The organism is Neptunicoccus cionae (assembly GCF_002860325.1).
Classification (GTDB): Bacteria; Pseudomonadota; Alphaproteobacteria; order Rhodobacterales; family Rhodobacteraceae; genus Amylibacter; species Amylibacter lutimaris.
Genome location: NZ_PKOJ01000001.1, coordinates 34,046 through 58,860, shown reverse-complemented (window position 1 = coordinate 58,860; position 24,815 = coordinate 34,046). Strand labels below are relative to the sequence as shown.

Below are 24,815 nucleotides of genomic sequence, written 5' to 3'. Positions count from 1 at the left end.
AGCCGGGGGCGCTGCCCCCGGACCCCCGGGATATTTACAGCCAGAAGAAGGTTCAGGCGATAAAACCGGTGCGCTCCAGTACCCAATAGGCGGCCATGATTGCGATGGCGGCCGAGGCGGGAACAACGATGCTGCTGTGATACCACGGTTTGTTGCGGAACCAGATGCCAACCGAAAGGAAACAGACGGCGATTACGGCAAGCTGGCCGATTTCCACACCGATGTTAAAGGCGATCAGCGCGGGGATGAATTGTGCCGTTGGCAGGCCGAAATCGCCCAGTACAGATGCAAAGCCGAGCCCGTGCAGCAGACCGAAACCGAAGATGAGGAATGGTCGCCATGCGGTGAGTTTTTCGGTGAAGATGTTTTCTACCGCGACAAAGACGATAGAGGCGGCGATCAGCGGTTCAACGATGTTGCCGGGCACATTCACATATCCGAGCGCGCCGAGCGCCAGTGTGATCGTATGGGCCAGCGTGAACATCGTAACCTGCATCAAAAGCGGGCGCAGGTGGGCCGAGAGCAGGAACAGCCCGATCACGAACAGGATATGGTCGAGCCCTTTGGGGATGATGTGGTCAAAACCCGCCACGATATAATCCCATACGACCTCTCCGGTAGTTTGCGGGGCGATGTTGTCGAGATCCACGGAGGCTGTCGCACCGCTTGCCACGTAATCCGCGATCACAGGGTCAACAGTATCAGGCAGGAAGACCCGCAGCACACTGTCCCCGTAGTCTGACGGGAAGTCCCATGTCAGCGTGCCGGATGCAGCGGGAAGGGTTGCACTGTAGGTCAGGGTCGATATCCGCGCTATATCGGGATCCCCGACCGGTGGAATGGAGTGGTCCAGATAGCGGAGCTCTACAGGCGTTCCGTCAAGGGAAAGTCCGAGTGTCGGGTCGAACGTCGGACGCATTTCGGCATAGTCCTGAGAGAGTTCGGAAGGCGCGGTTTCCCGCAGGCGGAGATATTCTTTCTCTCCTTCTGCATCGTTTTCGGTATTGGTTTCGTCTGCCACACCCGCAACCAGTGCTTCGAGGTTCGTGTCGATTGATAGTGTCACCTCGGTGCCGTTCAAAGCCATATTGATGATTGAAGGCGTGGCTTCATGGGCGCGCGAAGGCGAGTGCGAGATAATAAATGCGGCAAGCGTGGCTAAGAGAAGCATCGCGCTATATGATTTATGAAAGGTCATGAGGGGATTTCTGTTATGAATTGGTTGAAGGCGTGTTTCGTATCTATGGCATTTGGATTGTCGGGTCCATTGCTGGCGCATGAATACTGGATCGAGCCGCTGGATTTTACCGTGGCACCGGACGGACGAATGATGGCCTTTCTCAAGGTGGGGTCCGAATTAAAAGGGTCCACATTTCCTTACATTCCTGCGCAATTCCAGTCCTTTACTATTACGAACAGTCAGGGGACTTTGGATCACAAAGGAATTGTCGGGGACAGCCCGGCCTTGCAAGTGGCAGAGCCTGTGGCGGGTTTGAACATCCTTGCCTATCATTCCAACGCGAACCGTTTGACCTATCGTGATCCCGAACTTCTGGAGAAATACCTAAAGGCCGAGGGTCTTGATTTTGTGCTTGAGGCGCACCGCGAAAACGGTTGGCCAGAGATCGACATTACCGAAACATACACCCGCAATGCAAAGGCTCTGGTGCAGGTTGGACCGTATGACGGGGGTGAAGATCAGGCGCTTGGCCTGCCGTTCGAATTGGTCGTTGAAGGCTCGCCCTATGCGCCGGATACAGAGAGGGTTCGGGTGCAACTGCTCTGGCAGGGGGAGCCGGTGGCGGACTATCCGATTAATGTGTTTATCAAAGAAGCCGAAGTGACCACCGCACGGGTACACACGGATAAGGCCGGATTTGCCGAGGTGGACGTGCCCGAAAGCGGCTTTGTCTTGCTCAACGCGGTTCATATCGCGCGACCCGAAGCCAAAGATACGCCGTTTTACGAGAGTTTCTGGGCCTCTATGACGTTTGGGCGCTGATTAGCCGCCCCGTTTAAGAAGTTGCAGCAGGAACAGCAGGATCACAGCGCCAATTGTGGCGCTGATGATAGAGCCGAGCATTCCGCCCCCGACCGGCAGTCCGATGGCGGGCAAGAGCAAAGTCGCGATGAAAGCGCCAAGGATACCGATCACAATATTCCCGATCAGGCCAAAGCCGGATCCTTTGACAATTTTACCGGCCAGCCAACCTGCAACCGCGCCGACGATCAAAAGGACAAAGACGCTTGTGATACCCATGGAGCTTTCCTTTACTGTTAAAACCACCGTGACGGGGTTTGTGCCCCGAGACAAGAGATATGGCGCAGATTGCGCCGCTGGCAATCTGGCTTTCCGCCGGTCAGGTCATCTGGTCCATTGGTGCGCTGAAGCTCCATCGCAATCCCTCTGCTGCGAAATCGTGATGTGTTTCTCCGGAAGTGGTGCTTTCCAGCAAGAGCCCCGTTACCTGTGAGCCAAAGCCTGTGCGCGTCGGCGGCGAAACAGCGGGGCCGCCGGATTCAAGCCAGCAGATTTTCAGGGTAGGGGTGTCATCTCCGGTGATTTCCCATGTCAGATCGACTTTGCCACTTTCCTGTGAAAGGGCGCCATATTTCGCAGCGTTTGTAACCAGTTCGAAGATTGCCATACCCACAGCTTGTGAGACGGATTCATTAAGGTGCACTGTCGGCCCTGCGATATTTACCTGCGCATCGGACACGTCGACGAGATGGGTTAACTGGGCCCGTGCCAATGCATCAAGATCAACATGGATGCTGCCGCTGTTCAGCAGAATATCCTGATTGGAGGCCAGACTGCGTAGCCGGTTGGAGAAGGTGGCAAGAAAAGCATCCCCCTGATAGCGCCTTGCGGTCTGGCGTGCGATCACCTCTACGATGGTCAGCAGGTTCTTTGAGCGGTGGTTGATCTCGTGCAGAAGGGTCTTGATGCGATCTTCGGATTCCTTGCGTTGGGCAATGTCACTGTACATGGTGACAAAGCCGGTGTGGGACTGGTTTTCGTCCCTGATGGCCGCAAAGCTCCGCTCTACATGAAGTGCACGGCCGTCTCTATGAAGCCGGACGGATTCGCTGCGCAAAACCTCGCCGGCAATCACATCGGGCACTTTGGTCTTGAGTTCGTCCAGTTCTTCTGGCGGCACAAGAAGGTGATCAAACCTCCGGCCCAAGACTTCTTCCTTGGAATAGCCGAAAAGCTGTTCCGCGGCAGGGTTCCATGCGTGGATCTTGAACGACTTGTCTGATGAGACGATTGCGTGGGGTGAGGATTCCACGAGTATCCGGAACTCGTCGCTTTCACGTCTCCGTTGTACCAACTCCCGTTCAAACGACTGGCGTTGTTCGTTTTTGAAAATGCAGAAATACGCCTCGGTCATCTGTCCGTCGGGCCGGACCGCACGGCCGTTTACGTAAACGCCGAACCGGCTGCCGTCGCGTCGGACGAGTTCCAGAGAGACTTCCGAAAATTCTCCTTCAAAGACAAGGATCGGGCGGAGATGTGTTTCAAAAAAAATCCGGCTTGCGGGTGTCAGAATATCGACCAGACGGGTCGAAGTGTCAGGATTGTTGTCATCCTGCTTCAACCAGTCCCGGAGGGTTGCATTTGTTTTGGTGATCAAGCCTCCGCTGTCAATCACCAGAAGGCCTCCGGGCCAGAGATCAAGATCGGACAAAGACCGGATTTCCGAGTTCATCGCAGGGGAGCCGGTTTCAGGAAAGCAGAGATCGCAGCGATGGTTTGTTCAGGAAAGCTCATGTGCGGACAGTGTCCCGTGGCATCCAGCAGAACCTGCTCGCCCCGCTGAAGGTTCGCGTCAAACCACGCGCGCACTGTGTCAGGCACGAGAATGTCGTCGCGGCACTGAAGAACGAGGGTCGGCTGGGCAATCTTTTTTACATCTTCACGATGATCGCTCAGAAACGTCACTCTTGCAAAGTGTTTCGCGATGTCGGGATCCGTCTGGCAGAAGCTTTCGGTCAGTTTATCCCCGAGACCGGGACGGTCGGGCGCGCCCATGATTGCAGGGGCCATATCGGCGGCCCAGCCGAGGTAATTGACTTCGAGAATGTCGAGCAGGCCAAGCAGGTCACTTTCCTCAAATCCGCCTGTGTAAGCTTCGTCGTTCATATAGCTCGGGGACGGGCAGATCATGACGGTTTTTGCGATCAGGTCGGGGCGTCGGTTCGCGGCCAGAGCAACGGTCATAGCGCTGACAGAGTGGCCCACAGCAATTACATCGCTCAGATCCAGTTCGTCGAGGATATCGATCAGATCCTCGGCATGTCCGTCGAGCGTGGAATAGCGGGCGCGGTCGTAATGTTCGATTGCGGACTGGCCATAGCCCATCAGATCGTAAGTGATGACTTTGAAGCGCGATTCAAAGGCGGGGGCAACCTTGCGCCACATGCTGCTGTCACATCCGTAGCCGTGGAGAAAAACGAGAGCAGTCTCGCCCGTACCGGTGACTTTCACAGCACAGCGTTCGATTTTGGACATTTCCATTCCCCCATACTCAAGCCCCAAGGCTTTGGCTGCACATAGTTCCGTCGGGATAGCGATAGCTGACGGTACAGGTTAACGTCTGTTGATCGTTTCCGGATTGCTCCTGATCCTGAAAAGGCCAAAGCTTTTTGCGACCCGGTTCACAATCAGATTAGGAATAAACCGCCGCAGATTTCAAGATTGAACCTTCAGGCTTTGCTTCATGCACAGGGGAAGTGCTGATTTATGCCGTTATCGATTAAGAAGGGTCCAGAATTCCAGTGCCGGACCGCGTAAACTGTCCGGTTCCTGTTTGATCTTTCGCAGTTCGCGCTGGCTCAGGGAACCGGAGGGTACAAAGAACTCCACGCCGTCAGGCTGGTTGCGCACAGCATCAAACGGCAGGATGCTTGCACCAAAACCGCGCCTGACGAAAGAGAGGATGGCTGTGGTGTTGCGGGCCTCCAGCACGCTGGCCACGCCGAGGGCGTCGACGGTTTCATCTTCCACCAATTCACACAGGGGGTTCAAGATCAGCGGCTCAAGGCGCAGCAGCCCCCAGTCCGAAGGCCCTTCGGAGTCGAGATGGGCCTGATGGATCGCACCCCCTGCGGCACAGACGATTCCAAGGTCGTCAGACAGGATGCGCACGCCCTCTAGCGGGTCGCCGGGCCTTGCAGAGACAATACCAATGTCGGCCTCGTCCCGATGAAGGCGGGCGCGCACCGCTGCGCTGTCTACATCACTGATTTCAATACGCACGTTCGGGCGCGCCTTGCGAAAGGCATCGATCACATCAGGCAGCAGCGCCACGGTGGCAGAAGGAACGGCGGCAATCCTTACAATTCCTGCAGTAGAGAGCGCATGGCGGCGGATCGCATCGACGCTTTTGTCAAAAGTGTCGATAGCGCGATGTGATTCTTCCAGCACCAGTTGTCCAAGCGGTGTAAGGCGACTCTTGCGGTCGGTTTCAAACAGGGGCGCGCCGACCTCCTGTTCGAACTGGGCCAGCGTCATGGAAATAGCCGATGGCGTGCGCCCCAGTACTGTTGCGGCACCCGACAAAGTGCCCTGGGCGGCCACGGTCGCAAAAGTGCGGAGCATTTCCAATTTCACAGACATTCAATTTTCCTGAACATATCTTCAATTCATTCATAGTGACTGAACTCTTTGGGCTGGTCTACACCTTAGCCAAGCAAAGAGGAGATTGATTTGACCAATCGCACGCAACTTTACATTGACGGCTTGTGGACTGATGGGGCCAGCCAGATTGAAAATCGGAACCCGTCTGACACTTCGGATCTCATCGGCATGTACGCACAGGCGGATGCGGGGCAGCTTGACACTGCGCTTGCTGCGGCCCGTCGCGCCCAGCCCGCATGGTGGGCTGCGGGTATCCAGAAGCGTCATGATGTGCTGATGGCAATCGGAACCGAGTTGATGGCCCGCGCCGAAGAAATCGGTCGGATGCTCTCCCGCGAGGAAGGCAAGCCGCTGGCCGAGGGCAAGGGAGAGGTTTACCGCGCCGGACAGTTCTTTACCTACTACGCCGCCGAATGTCTGCGTCAGCATGGTGATCTGGCCGAAAGCGTGCGTCCAGGGATCGAAATTGACGTGCGCCGCGAAGCTGTGGGCGTGGTGGCGATCATTTCGCCTTGGAACTTTCCTGTGGCGACACCTGCGTGGAAAATCGCCCCTGCGCTGGCCTTCGGCAACGCGATTGTGTGGAAACCGGCGAATGTGACACCTGCAAGTGCCATCGCCCTGACCGAAATCATTGCCCGTCAGGACATTCCAAAGGGTCTGTTCAACCTTGTGGCCGGACCGGGGCGTGATGTGGGGCAGCGTCTGGTCGAAGGCGGGCAGGTGGATGCGATCAGCTTTACCGGTTCGGTTCCTGTAGGCCGAGGCATCGCCGCTGCTGCCGTGCAGAACATGACCAAGGTGCAGATGGAAATGGGATCGAAGAACCCGTTGATCGTGATGGATGATGCGGACCTTGATCTGGCCGTGGCCCATGCTGCGGGTTCGGCCTTTGGCGGGACGGGGCAGAAATGCACCGCGGCCAGCCGTTTGATTGTACACAGCAGCCTGCACGATGCGTTTGTTGAGAAACTGGTCGCAGCAGCCAAGGCGCTTAAGGTCGGCCACGCGCTGGAAGAAGGCACGCAAATCGGCCCAGTCGTCAGCGAGAGCCAGTTGAGCCAGAACCTCGACTATATCGAAACCGGCAAGGGCGAAGGCGCAGAGCTGCTTTGTGGTGGAGAGCGTCTGGAAATGGCGACCGAAGGTTTCTATCAGGCGCCTGCGGTCTTTGTGAACACGCACAACGACATGCGGATCAACCGCGAAGAGATGTTCGGGCCGATCACCGCCGTGCAAAGGGTGGACAGCTACGAAGAGGCGCTGTCGGTTGCCAATGACAGCCAGTTCGGTCTGACCGCCGGTATCATGACGACCTCACTGGCCCGTGCCAGCCATTTCCGCGCCAACATGCGGGCGGGAACCGTAATGGTGAACCTGCCAACAGCGGGCACCGACTATCACGTACCCTTCGGCGGTCGTGGCGCTTCAAGCTTTGGTCCGCGTGAACAAGGGACTTATGCGGCCGAATTCTACACCACGGTAAAAACAGCTTACGTATCAGCGGGAGAACCGGCATGACCTATCTGATCGACGGATTGCAATATGCCAACTGGTCGGAAAAAATCTTTCGCCAGATGCGTGCGGGGGGCGTGGATGCTGTCCACGTCACCATCACCTATCACGAGACCTTTCGCGAAACGGTTCTGGTGATCGAGCAATGGAACCGGTGGTTCGAACAGTTTCCCGACCTGATCTTTCAGGGCCGCACCGCTGACGATGTGCGCCGCGCCCGGGAAATCGGCCGCACAGCGATCTTTTTCGGGTCGCAAAACCCGTCCTGTATCGAAGATGACATCGGGTTGGTCGAGGTGCTGCACACGCTAGGACTGCGGTTTATGCAACTGACGTATAACAACCAGTCGCTGCTGGCCTCGGGCTGTTACGAGGATGATGACACCGGCCTGACCCGTATGGGCCGTCAGGTGGTGGCCGAGATGAACCGTGTCGGAATGGTGGTAGACATGAGCCATTCTGGCGAGCGTTCTACTTTTGACGCGATTGAACATTCCACCCGTCCCATCACCATCAGCCATGCCAATCCATCCAGCTGGCACCCTGCGCTGCGTAACAAATCCGATGATCTGCTGCGCGCGCTGGGCGAAAGCGGCGGGTTTCTGGGGCTGTCGATCTATCCCCACCACCTGAAAGACGCCAGCCAGTGCTCGCTTCAGTCGTGGTGCGATATGGCAGCTCTGGCGGTTGATCTTGTGGGGCCGGAACTGGTCGGGATCGGTACGGATCTGTGTCAGGACCAGCCCGACAGTATCGTTGAATGGATGCGCGTCGGGCGCTGGACCAAAGCTATCGATTACGGCGAGGGAAGTGCCGATAACGCCGGTTTCCCGCCTATGCCCGACTGGTTCCACGACAACCGCGATCTGGCGGGAATTCGCGCCGGTCTGCGGGCCGCTGGTCTGGATGAGGCCACGACAGAGGGTGTCATGGGCGACAACTGGTTCGCATTTTTTGATCAGAGCTTCGAGGCACGATCCGTCCCATAGGACAATTATCTCGCGGCCAACAGGCCATGCGCAATCGCTTTGTGGAGGACTAAGATGAGCGATACCAACAGGATAACAGGCCAGACGGGCGGCCGCACAGACAAGGCACTTTTTGCCGTAACCGGGGGCTTTATCGCGCTGTTCTGCGCCTATGCTTTCTTTGACATCGAAGGTTTGTCCGCGCTGGTGGACGGTGCATTTGCCTTCTCGGCCAAGTATTTTGGTCTATACTGGCAGATCCTTCTGCTGGCGACTTTTCTGATCGGTCTGGTGCTCTGCGTGTTGCCCGGATCGAAGACAGTAATGGGTGGGCTCTCGCTGCCGGAGTTCAGCAGCTTCAGCTGGGGCTCCATGATCATGTGTACCCTGCTTGCGGGGGGCGGTGTTTTCTGGGCCGCGGGCGAGCCGATTGCACATTTTCTGTCTACGCCGCCACTGTTTGGCGATCTGAGTGGTGACACCGAGGCGCGGGCAAATGCAGCGCTGGCGCAGAGTTTCCTGCACTGGGGCTTTCTGGCCTGGGCGATCCTCGGGTCGCTGACCACTGTGATGCTGATGCACTACCATTATGACAAAGGTCTGCCACTGGCACCGCGCACCCTGCTTTATCCGGTGTTTAAAGAGCGTGCCCTGCACGGGCCGATTGGCCTGATTGCAGATGCGTCCTGTGTAATTGCTGTAGTTGCAGGTACTGTTGGGCCAATCGGATTTCTGGGGCTACAACTGTCCTACGGTCTGAACGAGCTGACCGGCATTCCGGATACCTTTGCAACCCAATCCGTTGCCATTCTGTCGCTGGTCGCGATCTATACCGTGTCTGCGATCACCGGCCTTGCCAAAGGCATCAAACTGCTGTCGCAGATTAATGTTGTGCTTGCTGTGATCCTTCTGGTGTTCATGCTGGTTGCCGGTCCGACTACGGAAATTTTCGCCGGCTTCTTTGGCGGTATGCGGGTCTATCTGACCCATTTCTTCGATCTGACCCTTTATCGCGGGGATGCGGGGCTGTTTGGCGATGCTGGCTGGCTCGGCTGGTGGACCGTGTTTTTCTGGGGCTGGTTCATGGGCTACGGCCCGCTAATGGCAATCTTTATCGCTCGTATCAGCCGTGGTCGTTCGATCCGCCAGATCATCCTGACCCTGTCTGTGATGGCACCGCTGATCACAAACTTCTGGTTCACGATTATCGGCGGCTCGGGCATCTTCTTTGAAATCGCGGAACCCGGTGTGATCTCCGGCCCGTTTGAAGGGTTTAACCTGCCTGCCGGTCTGCTGGCGATCACACAAGCGATGCCGCTGGGGATGATCCTGTCAGTTCTGTTTCTGGTGCTGACCATGTGCTTTGTCGCCACCACCAGCGATTCCATGAGCTATGTGATCTCGACCACCATGTCCGACGGCGAACCCTCTAGCGCCATGCGCGCCTTTTGGGGGCTGGCGATGGGGGTGATGGCGCTGATCCTGATCTCTACCGGCGCGGGGGGAATCGGCAAGCTGCAAAGCTTCATCGTTGTGACGGCTGTGCCTGTGTCGCTTCTGCTGTTACCTTCCCTGTGGGACGCGCTGCGGATCACATGGATGCTGGGGCGCGCACCACAAGGGGCCGTAACAGCGGCGTGATCTAAAACAGTATGGCGCTTTGTGCGCCATACTTTGACCGAATGTTTTGCGAAGGAGCGAACCGCGATGTCTGTCACTACTCCGATCTCTGCGCCGGATGTTGCGCTTTACATGCGCCCCGCCGCTGAAGTGATGCGTCTGGCGCGGATGGGGTGTGGACATCCGACACGGTTGTCGTTCCTGCGCGTGATGTTACGCCGGTTGGAGTGTGCCGACTGGGAGATCGACCGCCCGGTCTGGAAAGTGGATGCAAATGGTGTCGGCCACGGAGTCTATCGTGTCCGCAGTGCAGAGCGCAGTTACAGCCTCGTGGCCTTTGCCCATGATCTGCCGCCCGAGATGCGGTCCGACAGGGTGATTGCAACAGCATGGGACGCGACCTTCACCCTGTTTGACGGCGAGCCGACAGACGCGGACATTGAAAGACTGGCGCAAAACGTCCCCTATCAGGAGACCGGTCGCGTCACATCCAAAGAACTGACGCTGGCCCGTGCCAACCGGTCCGTGCGCCTGTTCAACCATGTGGTCGAAGCCCTGTCCGAAGGACGCCAGCCCGACGCGGAAGAAATCCGCGCGGTAGGTTACCTGATGCGCACCACAGCGGTTTACGGCTCTGGAAAATTTGGCGCGTCGGATCGGATCTACATTGCCGACCGTCCCGAACTTGCGGCTCCCTTTCAGGTGGAAATGCTGACCGTTTGGCTGATCCGCGCCTTCACGGTTGATATCGTCGAACATATCGCCGCTGCAAGGGGCGGGGTGAATGCGGTCAAACTGGACCGCGCCACCCGCCGCAGTCTTGGTGTCGGCAATTCCACCGGACTGGGCATGGCCCCGTTTATCGTGCGCCACCCTGTTCTGCTGAACAACTGGATCATGTCCCGCGAAGAAGCACTGGCGCGGGTGCGGGCACAACGGATTGCTGATCCGCAGGCTGTTGAAGGGCTGGAAACGGCCCTGTCCGAGGCGGTCGCGAATGCCGCGATCTGGCACTCCGAGCATCCGGTGCAGCGGGACAAGTTGCACGGGTTGCGCCGGGACCTTGATCAACTGGCAGAGGCACTGGTCGGCTGGAACTGGGATGGGGACCTTCCTTGGAATGCGCTCTGGCTTTGGGGAGAGGAAAATCTTGGGCTTGAAGGACAAGAGGCGCTGTTGTCGCTGATGCTGGAGCCCCATGGCGGGCTGGTGGATGATCTGGCCGATCACATGGGCGCGGACGAAGCGGCCAGCTTCAGGATCAATGGCGCGATGCCTGTAGAGGCACTGCGCCACGTTCTGGAAACAGCTTATGACTGGGCGCTTGAGATAGACTTTAGCACCCCCGAAAACAATGCCCGCTTCTGGTATGTCTCCGAGGAGAAGCTGGAACCCCGATTGGGAGAGCGGGCCACCGAAGACGGTGCTTCGCTGGAACAACCCCTGTGCATCGCGCGTCTGATCGCAGAGCTTTACGAAACCGTCCGCACATTTGATGGCTCAGCCCCCGTGGCAGCGCTTCTGCTGTCCCATCCCGAGCACCGCTACGCTGTCCGGCGGGCCCAAATCGCGCAGTCCCATCCCTACGCCGAAGTGCGGGACAACCTGATCGCGGCTGACATGCTGCCGATTGACCTGTTGCGCTGCAAGCTGGCGTTTTTCGGAGCGAGCCAGTTTGATCCCCGCTCTGACAGATGGGTGCGGATCAACCTGTTTGCCGGCGCCCCTTTCCCTGACGAAATCAAGCAGGAGGCCAGCGCATGAGCGCCGATCCCCACGACCAGACCAGAGGTGAAACCGCCCCGCAGTTTGCCGGAAACGAACACGCGCCTTTGTCCTGCAACGAAGCGGCAGCGCTTTGCATCAAGGCGGCGCGCGGTGTGGGCATGAGCTGGGGCATGGCCGAAGAAGCGGGGTTTGCCGCTGCTTGGCTGGTGTCCCAGGGCATCGACGGCCCAACCCGGTTGTGCAGCCATTTGGAACAGGCCGACGGATTGGACTGGGAAGATCTCTGCCCCGCTGTGACCCCGGGCGCGTGGCAGAACACGAAAGGGCAGGCGGCCTGTCCGATCATCCTTGGCGCGACACTGTGCGACTATGCTGAACTACCGGAAGGACCGGTGCCAAACTCTGAAATCTCGCTTGGAACGGTCAATTCTCCCATACTGCTTGTGCCGTTCCTTTGCGAACTCGGGCGCAGGAATGAGTTGTCATTCGCGCTGCGCTGGAATGGGGGGAAGCTGAGGATTGACGGGACGAAAGAATGGCTCAACTTGGCGGCGGAGGCCTTAAGCGTTTCACAGCTTTCGCTGACACTTGGTGTCGAAAACGCCCCCTGCCATCAGCCTTGCGCAACCACAAGCCCCAACGCCCAAACCACCGCTGCGACCGTTGCAGCCCTAAACAGTTTCGCCATGCGCACCACTGTGCCTGCCACAGAAGCCTCCCGCGCTGGTGCCGGATCAACCCTCAGTGACAATGATTAATAAAGGACCTGTCATGACACTCTCCCGCCTCAACCCCGGTGCTCGTATGAGCCAGGCCGTCACCATCGGAAACATCGCGTTTCTGGCAGGGCAGGTACCCGACGACCTGACTGCCGACATCACCACCCAAACCCGTCAGGTGCTGGCTAATCTGGACAGGGTTGTTGCCGATCTGGGCGCGCAAAAAGCCGATATTGCCTCCGTACAGGTCTGGCTGGCTGATATGGAAGATTTTCAGGGCATGAACGCTGTCTGGGATGAATGGGTCTGCGCAAAGGCACCACCCGCACGGGCCACAGGCGGTACATCCCTCGCCCGTCCGGGCATGCGCGTCGAAATGATCGCAGTAGTTGCCCTGCCAGGGGTTCTGGCCGCCTGATCTGAAAAGTTAACCGGAGATGCAGGAAACTGCATCTCCGGATTATGGTGACCCCGGCAGGATTCGAACCTGCAACCTGCCCCTTAGGAGGGGGCTGCTCTATCCAGTTGAGCCACGGGGCCGCTGTTGGCTTGAAGCCATAATTGCGCGGCGGAGGCAAGTCTCACGCGATTATTCGGGAAAATTCTGTTGTCGTTATGGCCGGAATCACCCTGACATCTGGGATCCCGTAGCGTTTTGAAATACGACCAGAATGTGGCGCGGACCCTGTCTAATGTTTCCAAAAATACTGACAAGTTTGCTACATTCTTGTTCGGGTGGAGATATTTAAAAATTTTCCGAGTTCGTATTTAGGTAATAGAATCCGAGCATTGCAACCCGTTTAACGGGAAAAACAGTCTCTGTTTTAAGGGAAGAATTGTTTGCGTTCCTGTATCCATTGTTTCTGAAACGGCGTTTATCCGCCGTAATTTCGCCCTGCATCTCAGGCATATTGATCACGCTTAATTAGTTTTCAGGGCTCGGGGTGATTCTCTTGGCCCGTTCTGAGCGAGTATCAGAGAAAGGGGTGTCACATGTTGGCGTCATTGAAAAAGAAATTGGTTGGTTACGGTTATAAAAGCGATGAAACGGGTTCCGTCATCGTCTTCGTTCTTGTTGTCTTTTCGGCAATGTTTCTCGTAGGCGGCACAGCGGTTGATCTCGCCCGTCACGAAAACCTGCGTTCGTCCATCCAGTATAATCTGGACCGTGCGGTTCTTGCAGCGGCTTCGCTGAAACAGACGCAGGATCCCGACACGGTCGTGCAGGACTACATGTCCAAAGTCGTCACCATCGATGCCTTTACGGTGAATGTGGAATCGATCGTTGCGACCAACGCACGGACGGTATCTGCCACGGCTACGGCAAACCTTGATACATGGTTCCTTTCAATGGCGGGCATTGACGAGATGCCGATCACCGCCAAAAGTGCCGCGTCCGAACGCATTCCGAACCTTGAAATCTCACTGGTTCTCGACGTTTCGGGTTCGATGGCTGGCAGCAAGCTGAGCAACCTGAAAACGGCTGCGAAAGAATTTGTTACAACGATGCTGACCGGTGTGGACCCTGATACTGTCTCGATCTCGGTTGTTCCGTTCAACCACAATGTTACGCCGCCGGATTCGATCTTCAGCCGCCTGAACGTTGCGGTGACGCATACTTTGTCAAACTGTCTGGATTTTTCCGATGCCAGCTTCGGCGAAGTGGCGATTGATCCGGCTTCCAGCCTGAAACAGGGTGTGTTTACCGCTTTGTATGGCGATTTCCAGGATTTCAACAGCAGCTATGAAACCTGCATGGGGGAATCGAAATACGAAATCCTGCCATATGAAAGTAATGAATCCGACCTGCATACAAAGATTGACAGTCTCGGCACCAGTGGCTGGACGGCCGCGCATTTGGGAATGAAATGGGGACTTGCCCTTCTTGATCCCTCCTTCCGCACGATTGCCGATGGCCTGATTGCTGACGGTGAAATTAATCCGGGTCTGGCCGGAATTCCGGCGGATTACACCGATCATGAAACCCTGAAGGTGATCATTCTGATGGGGGATGGTGCCAATACCTACGAGTTCCGCTTCAAGGATGAATATCGCACCGGACTGTCCGATCTCTGGGAAGTTGTAGAAGAAGAGCCGGGTGCCTTCACACACCTGACGTACTATGGGCGGACCTACACTGGCGCCGCCTATGAAAGATACTGCGGTCAATACGGGATCACCTGCTATTATGGCGATCCGGTTGAAGTGACAAACTTCTATCTGCGCAAGCCGTCCTCTGGCAGCCTGTTTGATATTTCGGATAATTCCTGGATCTCATCCACGGTGTTCAATCTTATCAAAACCGCGCTTGGCACTGTTTCCTACCGTCAGCTGCCATGGGATGAAGCTTGGGGCAAAATGCCCGCCGAATATTACGACGACATCACCAATGAAAACTCTTTCAACGATCTGGTGAATGTGTCGAGCCGTAATATGAGCGAAGCCGACACAGTCATGTCCTCTGCCTGTACCGCTGCTGAAAACTCGGGGATTGTTGTCTACACGATCGGTTACGAAACAAACGAAACCACGTCCCGGAAGCTGAAGGATTGCGCCAGCACCGAGAGCCATTTCTATCCGGCTGCAGGGACTGACATTACCACCGTGTTCGCGTCTATCGCGGCATCCATCCAGAAACTGAAACTGACACAATAATAAAAAGCGAAAAGCGAGCAGGTCATGTTTACGTTCACTAACAAACTCAGGAGGTTCCGCGACGACGAGCGTGGATCCTCCACCGTTGAATTCGTCATAGTTGCTGTCACGTTTCTGACCGGATTTTTCTGGGTTTTTGAAACCGGCCTGATCATGACAAAGCAAATGATGCTGGAACGGGCACTGGACATAACAGTACGGGAGCTGCGGCTTTACGCCAGCCCGTTGTATACACACGATTACATCAAAGAAGAAATCTGCGACAAGGCACTGGTATTTAACGATTGTGCCGACACGCTTTTCCTTGAAATGGATGAATTCGATCCGTCCGTCGGGTACGCCAAAAATTACAAATGCTACGACAAGGAAGACGACATTGCGCCAGTGACCACTTGGTCTCCTGGGGCCCGCAACGAGATCGTTTATATCCGTGCGTGCATTATTATCGATCCCTTGATGCCAAACGGTATCGCCCTGTTTCCGGGCACCTCTGCAACCGGTGTTCCCCTTGTTGCGGACACTGCCTTTGTGAACGAGCCTGACTGATGCGTATGATGAAATGGATAACAAACCGCCTGAACGCCCTGAAACGGGACGAATCCGGTGCAACGCTGGTCGAATTCATGTTCGTCGTGCCGCTGATCGCCTTCTGGTTTGCAGGTACATTCACCTTCTTTGATGCCTATAGCACATGGACCCGTTCGGTGAAGGCGACTTACACCGTGGCTGATATTCTATCCCGCCAGACGGAAGTTGATGACAACTATATCACCGATATGAACACGCTCTTCGCTTCTATCATGGGGGTGGAGAACACCGACACCTATATGCGGATCTCCAATATAGAGCAGACCGAGGACGGGCTGAACATCGACTGGAGCGTCGGGACCGGTACTTATCCGGCGCTCACACGGAACAGGGATATTCCAGAAGAAATTTTCCCGACCCTGCAAGTGGGCGAAAGTACCATCCTGATTGAAAGCCACATCCCGTTTGTTCCGTTTCAGGAATATATCGGAATCGAAGCGCGCCTGCTGGTGAAGAAACTGGTGATGAATCCGCGGTTCACGTCGAAACTGGCAAATTCCGACCACCCTTCGGGCTGATCGCAACCGGATAAACGGATTTGAGCTAAACGAATAGCGCCGGTGCAAATCGGCGCCATTTCTTGTTTCTAATCCAGAGACTTGAAGGCAGTTTTGCCCCTGATCCTTATGCCTGTGTGCCGGCTGGCAATTTTATCCATTTCAAAAAGCGTGATCTGCATCACCTCTTTTCCCCTTATTTTTATTGCTTTCACAGGGTTTCGTGGAATGTTGAGGCCATTCAATTCATTTCGGAGATATTTAATATGGAAATAACGATTAACCTGAAAGAGAAGAAACTGCCGCTCTACGGTCCTGAGGTCAGTAATAACCTCCCGAAAGGGTTTGGCGTGAACTACGGCGTCAATCTGCTGGACGAGATCAAATCGGCACTGGTGGCGTCAACCAAGGCGAAGGCGATTGCTAATGCTTTGCAATCGGCAGAATGGAAGTCTGGAACGTCCTCTATCAAGAACGGATTGAAGAGCGAACCGGCGAATGGCGTTGTCGGGAAGCATACAATTAAATTTATAGTGGACGGAACAGCCCTGTCTTCGAAACCCCGCTGTCTGATTGCGGCGCCGACCTCTGCCAAACTGGAACCGCCGACCAAGGCGAACAGTGCCGCTGTGACCAAAGCACTGAAAGAGCTCAAGGCACTGAAGGCAAAATACGGAGATATCATCACGACCAAAAGCGGTGATGGTAACCACAAGACCAGTACGATCTATTCCATGCAGCTTGGCGAGACGAAAATTACCCATTCCATCCCAAGTCCGACGGATACTCACATCAAAGAGGGAAGCAAGAAGGCGGCGCTGGTGGATTGGGCGAAGGCGAAAAAGCAGCTGGCTGCCTATTTGAAAACCCAAGGCTGAGCGGTATTCCGGCGGCGGTGATGCCGCCGGTGCTCTGGTCGTGTTAGGGTAGGATATCGGTCAACCGCAGCAGGGCGATCCGTTCGACCTGTTTGCAAGCGGTTGCCAGTTCCGTGTCGCGGTCGTTGTGGATGCGGGTTTTGAAGGCTGCAAGAATTTCGTCTTTTGAAAGGCCCTTCACAGCGATGATGAAGGGGAAGCCGAACTTGCCGGTGTATTCGCTGTTGAGCGACTGGAAGGTTTCCCGTTCCGCATCTGTCAGCGCGTTCAACCCGGCCGATGCCTGCTCTGACGTGCTCTCGGCTGTCAGCTTTTTGGCAGCGGCCAGCTTGCCTGCCAGATCGGGGTGGGCCTGTAACACGCCAAGCCGCTGTTCCGCACTGGCGCTGCGGAAAACGCGACACAGGGCTGAATGCAATCCGATGGCGGTATTATGGGCAGGGCCAAGTTCCAGATTATGCGCGCCTTCGGCAATCCACGGGGAATGTTCAAAGATGCCGCCGTAGTGGGACACGAATGTGTCCTTGTCCATTTCGGTTGGCACATTCTTCTGATGCGCAGGGGGATGATGTTCCTGCCAGTGACGCGCGATGTCGATACGGCGTGCGAACCAGACATCCTGCTGCGCTTTGACATAATCCACAAAGCGTTTGAGGGACTGGATACGACCGGGGCGTCCAATCAGGCGGCAGTGCAGACCGATGGTCATCATCTTGGGTGCGCCTGCTTCGCCTTCGGCATAAAGTGCGTCAAAATTATCCTTCAGGTAGGTAAAGAACTGGTCGCCCGAATTGAACCCTTGCGCTGATGCAAACCGCATGTCGTTGGCATCCAGTGTATAAGGAATGATCAACTGGTCACGGCCCTGATGTTCGCGCCAGTAGGGCAGATCGTCATCATAGGTATCGGAACAATAGTCAAAGCCGCCCTCTTCGGAGACGATATCAACCGTATTGGCGGAACAGCGCCCTGTGTACCAGCCGCGCGGGCGTTCTCCGGTGACTTCGGTGTGCAGGCGGATGGCTTCTTCCAGATCGGCCCGTTCGGTTTCCTTGTCGAAATCCTTGTATTCGATCCATTTCAGCCCGTGGGAGGCGATTTCCCAATCGGCAGATTGCATCGCAGCCACCTGATGGGGGGAGCGGGCGAGTGCTGTGGCCACACCGTAGACCGTGACCGGTATGTCCGCCTCGGTGAACAGGCGGTGAAGACGCCAGAAACCGGCCCGCGCGCCGTATTCGTACATGCTTTCCATGTTCCAGTGCCGCTGCCCCGGCCAGGGTTGCGCTCCGACCACTTCGGACAGGAAAGCCTCGGACGCAGCATCCCCGTGAAGCAGGCAGTTCTCGCCGCCTTCTTCGTAGTTCATCACGAATTGCACGGCGATCTTTGCGTTGTTCGGCCAGTTCGCGGCGGGCGGATTAGGGCCATAGCCCTGCATATTGCGTGGATATCGGTTCATGATCAGACTTCTTATTGATGTTCATTTCCCAAGCTATACGAAAGCGCTGTCTTGTTTTATCAAAAAAAGATTGAAACTGCTGTTCAGTTTGCTGGCAGAAATGCCTTTGCGCCACGACCGGCGAGGTGGTTGAATAGGGATAAGGATCTCAGGTTTTTTAATGGAAGGAACCGGCATGGCTGGATGGCTATCGACACATGTGTTGGACACTGCACGCGGCGTTCCCGCCGAGGGTATCAAAATCGCTCTTTACCGGTTGTCAGGGGAGGCACGCGAGCTGGTCGTCGAGATGGCAACCAATGACGATGGCCGCACGGATGCGCCAATCCTGCCTGCCGAAAGCTTTCAAACCGGCACTTATGAACTGGTGTTTTACGCGGGTGACTACCTACGGGATTGCGGTGTGGCAGCGGGTGACATCCTGTTTCTGGACGAAATTCCGATCCGCTTCGGCATGGATGACGCAGAGGCCCACTATCACGTGCCGCTGTTGTTAAGCCCGTTCGGCTATTCCACATATCGCGGCAGCTAGGGGCGCGGGGCAAGGGAATGCTGGTCAAGGCAGGAAAATCTGCGTAAGCCTGCGCGGAAATGTTCTGTTGCCCGACGGTTATCCGATGCCCCTGCCTATCCCCCGAAACGCGGAAGAGATCACGCCGGACTGGTTGTCCGCCGCGCTAGGCTGGACCGTTAGCGACTGCACCGCCCAAAGGATCGGGCACAATGAAAGCTTCACCGGCGGCAGTCTGATCCGCTTGGAACTGGTCAGTTCCGCCTTGGACAGCCCCGCAACAATCATCGCTAAACTCTCTGCCAGACGTCCGGCCTTTCGCAAGGCGCTGGCAGAAGCAAACCGGCGGGAAGTCGGGTTTTACACCTCCTGCGTGACAGGGCGGGATCTTCCCTTACCGCGATGTTATTACGCGGACTTTGAAAAAACATCAGGGCAGAGCATTGCCCTTCTGGAGGATTTTCCAAAGGCGCGAACGGCGGATTTTGTTGAGGGGTGTTCGCTGGAAGACGCAAAGACGGTGATCACCGCAATGGCGCGAATTCACGCCGGATATTGGGGGGCAACCGCAACTGAAAACAGCTGGCTGCCGGAGTTTGATTTTGCGCAGTGCTGGGCGGCTTATCCCGCGCAATTGGCGCGGATTTTGCCGCAAAAGGCCCTGCCGGACTGGTTCTGCAGGCTCGGGGATCATCTTGCTGTGCAGCCGGAGCTTTTTGCGCGACTTCAAGGGGCAGGGCCGCAGACCTGTATCCATCGGGATTTGCAGTTGGATAACGTGCTGTTCACCCCGCAAGGTGCGGTGGTGCTGGACTGGCAGTTCACAGGACACGGAAACGGCGGGAGCGATCTGGGATACTTCCTGATCAGTTCTTTGACGCCAGCGCAGCGGCGGGCGGGCGAGAGAGATTTGATCCGGCACTATCATCAGGAACTGTTGGGGCAGGGCGTGCGCAGTTATAGCCTGCAGGAGTGTCAAAAGAGTTACGTCATTTCAGTGTTGGGGAAAATGTTTCTGACGGTCATTGCAACGGTGCTGTTTGATAATTCGAGTGAACAGAAAAGAGCATGGCGTCGCGCGGATCTGGAAAGATTGCTCGCGTTTTGCGTTGATTATGATGTGACGCCAGAACTGTTAAAAACGCATGGCTGATAACCCTGCAATAATGAAGCTTCAAATATGAAGCTTCATTATTGACGCGTCTTGTATGACGCTTCATATTTGCAGGGTCTTAAATCTTTTTTCTCAGTAAAATCAGGCATCTGAATTCAGCAATCAGGCGCACCTCAAAAAAAGGGCGCCTTTTCCGACGCCCTCTCATGTCACTGTCGCTGCGGCTACTTACCTGAAAACAGGTCCGCGTAATCCTCGCGCAGTGTTTTCTTCTGCACCTTACCCATGGTGTTGCGTGGCAATTCCGGCAGGACGATCAGTTTTTGCGGCTGTTTGAACCGCGCCAGCGAAGCACCTACACTGGCCTTTATCGCTTCAAGGTCCAGGTCCAGCCCCGACTGGGGCACCAGAACGGCCACAACCGTTTCGCCAAAATCCGGATGGGGCACGCCGATCACAGCGCTTTCCAGCACACCTTCCTCTTCATCCAGCAGCAGTTCGATCTCTTTGGGGTAAATGTTATACCCGCCGGAAATGATCAGATCCTTGTTGCGCCCGACAATCTGCAAATAACCGTCTTCGTCGAACTGGCCCAGATCGCCGGTGATGAAAAATCCGTCCTCCCGCAGTTCTTCGGCAGTTTTTTCCGGCATTTGCCAGTAGCCCTTGAACACATTCGGTCCGCGCACTTCGATCTGGCCGATCTCGCCCTGAGGCAGGGTCTCGCCGGTGTCTGCGTTCGTGATTTTCACCTCCACACCGGGCAGGGCGAAGCCGACAGTACCGGCGCGGCGTTCCCGGTCGTAAGGGTTCGACGTGTTCATGTTGGTTTCTGTCATGCCATAGCGTTCCAGAATCCGGTGGCCGGTACGGTTTTCGAAAGACACGTGCGTTTCCGCCAGCAGCGGCGCAGAGCCTGATACGAACAAGCGCATATGTTGGGCCAGTTCCTTGGTAAACCGCGCATCGTCCAGCAGGCGGGTGTAAAAGGTCGGAACGCCCATCATCGTCGTCGCATCCGGCATATTGTCCAAAATCTGGTCGAGATCGAACTTTGGCATAAAGATCATCTGCCCGCCGGCAAACAGGGTGATGTTGGTTGCCACAAACAGACCGTGGGTGTGAAAGATCGGCAAGGCGTGCAGCAGCACATCCTGATCGGTAAAACGCCATTCCTCGGCCAGCGTTTTTGCGTTGGACAGAAGGTTTGCTTGCGTCAGCATCGCGCCTTTGGACCGGCCGGTTGTACCGGAAGTATAAAGGAAGGCCGCCAGATCATCGCCATCTCGCACGACAGTGTCAAACGTCACCGGATGGTTTACGGCTTTGGTTGTGAAAGACCCGCTTCCGTCGCCGTTCAGGGTTTCCAGCATTGCATTGGCACGTTTGGCAACAGGGGCAAGATCCGTGGCGCGGCTTTCATCGCACAACAAAATACGCGCACCACTGTTTTCAACGAAATAAGACACTTCGTCGGCGGTATAGGCGGTGTTGAGGGGCAGAAAGATGATGCCCGCCTGCACACAGGCGCAGTAAACAGCAAGAGATTGCGGTGATTTGGCGATTTGCACCGCGATACGGTCCCCCGCTTTCACGCCAAGTGCGGTGAACAGATGGGCGTATTGCGCTGCCGTTTGCAGGAAACCTTCATGGGTAATTACCGTGCCATCAACGAGACGCAGAAACGGCGTGGTCTTGCCCTGATGCTTGCCGAAAAGCGTGTCATAAAGCGGATTTGTCATGATGGGTCTCCTGTCCTGATCGCGGCTCCGGCGGTGGCCAGCTGGCGCACTTCGCCAGAGGCGACAACGGTTTTCTGTCCTACGAATTGTTCGTGGTTCTGCGAGATTTTGCGGACATCGTAAAGGTAATTTACCATTGTTCCTCCCGATTGTTTCAGCCCGTTGGCAGAGGTATCGGCCCCCGCGTGCACCTTATGGACCATCGCGCCGTTACCCAGATGGAAGCGGGCTACAGGATCAAAGGGCATCCCGTCCGCCCGTTTGGCATCAAGCAGGTAATGGGCAGCAGTGGCCGCCGGATTTTCTTTTGCGAAGGCCTGATCTGCGTTTTCTTTTTCAAGCCAGTTGTTCAGCGCCGGAATGGGTGACAGGGTTACGAAGTTCGTCAACCCGGGCAGTTCCTGAGACAGGTCAGAGACCACCTGTTTGATCAGGGAGTTGCCAAAGGAGATCCCTGCAAGCCCGCTCTGGCAGTTGGAGATTGAATAGAATACGGCGGTATCCGCATCTTCTGCGTCGATCGTCTCGCGGCCGTCGGCCAACAGGTCCTGAATGGAATCGGGAATGCCGCGTGTCAGGGCGACCTCGACAAAAATCAGCGGCTCCTCCGCCATCGCAGGGTGAAAAAAGCCGAAACAGCGCCGGTCCGTGGGCTTCAGGCGGCGGCGCAGGTCGTCCCAGCTGTCAATCGCATGGACCGCTTCATAAGCGATGATCTTTTCCAGAATATCGGCAGGGCTGCTCCAGCTGATTGGGCGCAGCACCAGAAAGCCGCGGTTGAACCACGAGGAAAACAGATGTTTGAAATCCACGTCCACCGGTTCCAGCGCAGGGTGTTTGCGCATCAGTTTCAGCAGATCATTGCGCATGGCCACCAGTTGCGCCGTCGCACCGGGCACCTGATTCATCCGCCGTGCGAGCTCTTGCCTGCGGGGTTCACAGGCAGCGGCAAAATCGCGGTAGCTTTGCTTGGAGGGCGCAGCCTTATAGGCTTCGAGTGTGGAGACAACGGCATCGGCCTCTATCTCCAGACCTTCGGCCATGAAGGTGAAGAAATCGTGTTTTTCTTCCGGTGTCAGGCGGGCGTAGCGGTCCAGAATGCTGCGCGCCAGTGTTGCGCCCGAGACTTCCCCCTGACTGCTGAGCAGGGCCTCGGACAGGTCCTGCAAGGACCGGCCGTCTGCCTCTTTCAAAAGCCCGCGTTTGTAGCGTCTTTCGAAAACAGTAGAGACCATTTCAGAGAAAAAGCTCATCTTGCAACCCCCATCACAGCATCGGGCAGCCAAGTGGCAAGGCCCGGAAACAGACACAGCAGGATAATCGCCAGAACCATACAGCCCACATAAGGCAGAGAGCCCATAAGGATGGTCTTGAGCGAAATTTCAGGTGCGATCCCGTTGATCACATAAAGGTTCAGACCTACCGGCGGTGAAATCAGGCCGATTTCCATATTGATGGTCAGCACCACTGCAAACCAGATCGGATCAAAACCGGCAGCTGTGATGATCGGCAGCAGGATCGGCGCAGCCATCAGGATCACAGCAACCGGCGGCAGGAAGAAACCGGCGATCAGCAGGAAGATATTGACCGCGAACATCAATACCCAGCGGTTCACCTCCAGTGTGCCGATCCATTCGGCAATGGACTGGGTGATGAACAGGCTAGACAGCATGTAGGAAAACACACCCGCTGCTGCGATGATGAAGAGGATCATCACGCTTTCCCGTGTGCTGTCGCGCAGCACCACCCACAGGTCTTTGGGGTTCCACAATTTGTAGATCACCATGGCAATGACCAGACACAACAGGGCCCCGACCGCAGCGGTTTCGGATGGCGTCGCAACACCACCGTACATGGCGTAAAGCACCCCCAGAATGATCAGCAGAAACGGCAGCACGCGGGGCAGGATTTCAAAGCGTTCCTTCCACGAATAGCTGCGGGTGCTGAGCAGGGATTTATTGCCCGACGCCCAAGTGGAATAGAGCGACCAGATCATGAACAGCAGCACAAGCATCAGCCCCGGAATGACACCGGCCAGAAACAGCCGCCCGATAGAAGATTCCGTGGCGATTCCGTAGACGATCATGGTGACAGACGGCGGGATCAGGATGCCCAGCGTCCCACCTGCCGCGATGGAACCGGCGGCAACCCCGTCCGGATAGCCCCGTTTGCGCATTTCAGGGATGCCCATCTTGCCAATGGCCGCACAGGTGGCCGGGCTGGAACCGGACATGGCAGCAAACAGCGCACACGCCCCGAGGTTGGAGATCACGAGACCGCCCGGCAATCGGGTCAGCCAGCGTTCCAATGCTTCGTACAGGTCTGCACCCGCGCGGGTGGAGGCAATAGAGGAGCCCATGATGATAAACATCGGGATGGACAGCAGCGCAAAGTTATCAAGTTTTCCGAAGAGGATTTCCGGCAGCAGTTCAAGCGAGCGGACACCATCAAAGATGAGCAGGAAAAGGGTTGAAACCATCAACAGGCCGATGGCAACCGACACGCCCGAGAACAGGATGAGAATGGTGGAAATGGCGACAATAGCGCCGAGGATCAACGGGTCCATTTAGCTGTCCTCCAGTCCGAAAGGTTGATCGATTTTAAGGATGACAGCCACAAGATCGGCGATCAGTTGTAACAGGAACAGGGCAAAGCCCACAGGAAGGGCCAGATAGGGAATCCACAGCCGCACGCCCCAGATCGTGTCGGATTTCCAGTTCCGTTCAAACGCCAGATGCCAGAACTCGAACCCGTACCACAGCATGACGCAGACCATCGCAATGGTCAGGCTGAGGGTGCAGATGCACAAAACAAACCGTGCTTTTTTCGGGAGCGCCAGAGGGACCAGATCGACATTTACATGGCCCCGCAACCGCTGGACATAGGGCAGGCCTATCAGGGTTGCCGAAATGGCCAGATAGATCACCGCTTCGGTCTGCCAGACGGTGGAACCGTTCAGCACGAAACGCACGACAATCATCTGGCAGGTGATCGCGACAGCCGCAACAATCATCGCAGCAGAGATCCAGCCGGACAGGGTTGAAAGGGCGGCAACGGCGCGCAGGAAGGCATTATTGCCCACATGGGATGTTGCAGCAGAAGGGGTATGGCCAGCCATAAAATAGCGTCCTCGGGTTGATTGGGGCATTGCGTGGGGAAGTTCAGGCAGCAGCA

At 56.2% G+C, this 24,815-nt stretch carries 23 protein-coding genes and 1 tRNA gene; 13 read left to right on the top strand and 11 right to left on the bottom strand.

The window, feature by feature from the left end:
• Positions 1-52: 52 nt before the first annotated feature.
• A complete protein-coding gene (locus C0U40_RS00295; protein ID WP_180957578.1) occupies positions 53-1,198 on the bottom strand; it encodes a HupE/UreJ family protein in 1,146 nt (381 codons plus the stop codon).
• A 45-nt stretch (positions 1,199-1,243) separates the two neighbouring features.
• Between C0U40_RS00295 and C0U40_RS00290 the strand changes: the two genes are divergently transcribed.
• Positions 1,244-2,002: a DUF4198 domain-containing protein gene (locus C0U40_RS00290; RefSeq protein ID WP_219619758.1), complete on the top strand. Its 759-nt coding sequence runs from the start codon at positions 1,244-1,246 to the stop codon at positions 2,000-2,002.
• Here the strand turns inward: C0U40_RS00290 and C0U40_RS00285 are convergent, their stop codons facing one another.
• The 4 genes from C0U40_RS00285 to C0U40_RS00270 all read right to left on the bottom strand — a co-directional run bounded on the left by C0U40_RS00285 (position 2,003) and on the right by C0U40_RS00270 (position 5,623).
• Entirely contained in the window at positions 2,003-2,260 is a 258-nt protein-coding gene (locus tag C0U40_RS00285; RefSeq protein WP_101653770.1) for a GlsB/YeaQ/YmgE family stress response membrane protein, read from the bottom strand.
• 100 nt (positions 2,261-2,360) lie between these two features.
• On the bottom strand, positions 2,361-3,713 hold the full coding sequence (locus tag C0U40_RS00280; protein WP_101653769.1) for a sensor histidine kinase: 1,353 nt from the start codon (positions 3,711-3,713) through the stop codon (positions 2,361-2,363).
• Positions 3,710-4,516 (bottom strand): alpha/beta fold hydrolase, encoded by an 807-nt coding sequence (locus tag C0U40_RS00275; RefSeq protein ID WP_101653768.1) that lies wholly within the window; start codon positions 4,514-4,516, stop codon positions 3,710-3,712. The genes C0U40_RS00280 and C0U40_RS00275 overlap by 4 nt, the downstream gene beginning before the upstream one ends.
• A gap of 237 nt (positions 4,517-4,753) precedes the next feature.
• A complete protein-coding gene (locus C0U40_RS00270) occupies positions 4,754-5,623 on the bottom strand; it encodes a LysR family transcriptional regulator (protein WP_101653767.1) in 870 nt (289 codons plus the stop codon).
• Positions 5,624-5,713: 90 nt separating this feature from the next.
• Between C0U40_RS00270 and C0U40_RS00265 the strand changes: the two genes are divergently transcribed.
• The 6 genes from C0U40_RS00265 to C0U40_RS00240 all read left to right on the top strand — a co-directional run bounded on the left by C0U40_RS00265 (position 5,714) and on the right by C0U40_RS00240 (position 12,612).
• The gene (locus tag C0U40_RS00265) at positions 5,714-7,165 is read left to right on the top strand and encodes an aldehyde dehydrogenase family protein (protein ID WP_101653766.1); all 1,452 of its coding nucleotides are present in this window, start codon (positions 5,714-5,716) and stop codon (positions 7,163-7,165) included.
• A complete protein-coding gene (locus C0U40_RS00260) occupies positions 7,162-8,148 on the top strand; it encodes a membrane dipeptidase (RefSeq protein ID WP_101653765.1) in 987 nt (328 codons plus the stop codon). The genes C0U40_RS00265 and C0U40_RS00260 overlap by 4 nt, the downstream gene beginning before the upstream one ends.
• Before the next feature lie 54 nt (positions 8,149-8,202).
• The gene (locus tag C0U40_RS00255) at positions 8,203-9,768 is read left to right on the top strand and encodes a BCCT family transporter (protein WP_101653764.1); all 1,566 of its coding nucleotides are present in this window, start codon (positions 8,203-8,205) and stop codon (positions 9,766-9,768) included.
• Positions 9,769-9,834: 66 nt separating this feature from the next.
• On the top strand, positions 9,835-11,511 hold the full coding sequence (locus tag C0U40_RS00250; protein ID WP_101653763.1) for a hypothetical protein: 1,677 nt from the start codon (positions 9,835-9,837) through the stop codon (positions 11,509-11,511).
• The gene (locus C0U40_RS00245) at positions 11,508-12,233 is read left to right on the top strand and encodes a DUF3726 domain-containing protein (RefSeq protein ID WP_101653762.1); all 726 of its coding nucleotides are present in this window, start codon (positions 11,508-11,510) and stop codon (positions 12,231-12,233) included. The genes C0U40_RS00250 and C0U40_RS00245 overlap by 4 nt, the downstream gene beginning before the upstream one ends.
• Positions 12,234-12,246: 13 nt before the next feature.
• Positions 12,247-12,612 carry a RidA family protein gene (locus tag C0U40_RS00240; protein ID WP_101653761.1) on the top strand — a complete coding sequence of 122 codons (366 nt, stop codon included), beginning with the start codon at positions 12,247-12,249 and terminating at the stop codon, positions 12,610-12,612.
• Positions 12,613-12,657: 45 nt separating this feature from the next.
• Here the strand turns inward: C0U40_RS00240 and C0U40_RS00235 are convergent.
• Positions 12,658-12,734: transfer RNA gene (locus C0U40_RS00235), tRNA-Arg, on the bottom strand.
• A 453-nt stretch (positions 12,735-13,187) separates the two neighbouring features.
• Here C0U40_RS00235 and C0U40_RS00230 point away from each other — a divergent pair.
• The 4 genes from C0U40_RS00230 (at position 13,188) to C0U40_RS00215 (ending at position 16,812) form a co-directional block, all read left to right on the top strand.
• A complete protein-coding gene (locus C0U40_RS00230) occupies positions 13,188-14,849 on the top strand; it encodes a VWA domain-containing protein (RefSeq protein ID WP_101653760.1) in 1,662 nt (553 codons plus the stop codon).
• 24 nt (positions 14,850-14,873) lie between these two features.
• Positions 14,874-15,395, top strand: a complete 522-nt coding sequence (locus C0U40_RS00225; protein ID WP_101653759.1) for a TadE/TadG family type IV pilus assembly protein — start codon at positions 14,874-14,876, stop codon at positions 15,393-15,395.
• Positions 15,395-15,955 carry a TadE/TadG family type IV pilus assembly protein gene (locus tag C0U40_RS00220; protein WP_101653758.1) on the top strand — a complete coding sequence of 187 codons (561 nt, stop codon included), beginning with the start codon at positions 15,395-15,397 and terminating at the stop codon, positions 15,953-15,955. The genes C0U40_RS00225 and C0U40_RS00220 overlap by 1 nt, the downstream gene beginning before the upstream one ends.
• Before the next feature lie 245 nt (positions 15,956-16,200).
• Positions 16,201-16,812, top strand: a complete 612-nt coding sequence (locus tag C0U40_RS00215) for a hypothetical protein (RefSeq protein ID WP_101653757.1) — start codon at positions 16,201-16,203, stop codon at positions 16,810-16,812.
• A gap of 43 nt (positions 16,813-16,855) precedes the next feature.
• Here the strand turns inward: C0U40_RS00215 and puuE are convergent, their stop codons facing one another.
• Positions 16,856-18,274: an allantoinase PuuE gene (puuE, locus tag C0U40_RS00210; protein ID WP_101653756.1), complete on the bottom strand. Its 1,419-nt coding sequence runs from the start codon at positions 18,272-18,274 to the stop codon at positions 16,856-16,858.
• Positions 18,275-18,449: 175 nt separating this feature from the next.
• Here puuE and uraH point away from each other — a divergent pair, with 175 nt between their 5' ends.
• Both uraH and C0U40_RS00200 read left to right on the top strand, forming a co-directional pair.
• Positions 18,450-18,806: a hydroxyisourate hydrolase gene (uraH, locus tag C0U40_RS00205; protein WP_101654746.1), complete on the top strand. Its 357-nt coding sequence runs from the start codon at positions 18,450-18,452 to the stop codon at positions 18,804-18,806.
• A gap of 85 nt (positions 18,807-18,891) precedes the next feature.
• Complete coding sequence (locus C0U40_RS00200; RefSeq protein ID WP_145991869.1) at positions 18,892-19,938, top strand: oxidoreductase family protein; 1,047 nt, start codon at positions 18,892-18,894, stop codon at positions 19,936-19,938.
• A gap of 185 nt (positions 19,939-20,123) precedes the next feature.
• On the opposite strand, the gene C0U40_RS00195 is transcribed toward C0U40_RS00200, so the two are convergent.
• From C0U40_RS00195 to C0U40_RS00180, 4 genes are read right to left on the bottom strand one after another with little or no spacing between them, the layout of a single operon-like run.
• Positions 20,124-21,641 (bottom strand): malonate--CoA ligase, encoded by a 1,518-nt coding sequence (locus C0U40_RS00195; protein WP_101653754.1) that lies wholly within the window; start codon positions 21,639-21,641, stop codon positions 20,124-20,126.
• Complete coding sequence (locus tag C0U40_RS00190) at positions 21,638-22,894, bottom strand: malonyl-CoA decarboxylase (protein ID WP_101653753.1); 1,257 nt, start codon at positions 22,892-22,894, stop codon at positions 21,638-21,640. Before C0U40_RS00190 ends, C0U40_RS00195 begins: the two co-directional genes overlap by 4 nt.
• Complete coding sequence (locus C0U40_RS00185) at positions 22,891-24,207, bottom strand: TRAP transporter large permease (protein WP_101653752.1); 1,317 nt, start codon at positions 24,205-24,207, stop codon at positions 22,891-22,893. Before C0U40_RS00185 ends, C0U40_RS00190 begins: the two co-directional genes overlap by 4 nt.
• Entirely contained in the window at positions 24,208-24,759 is a 552-nt protein-coding gene (locus tag C0U40_RS00180; protein ID WP_101653751.1) for a TRAP transporter small permease, read from the bottom strand.
• Between the last annotated feature and the right edge of the window lie 56 nt (positions 24,760-24,815).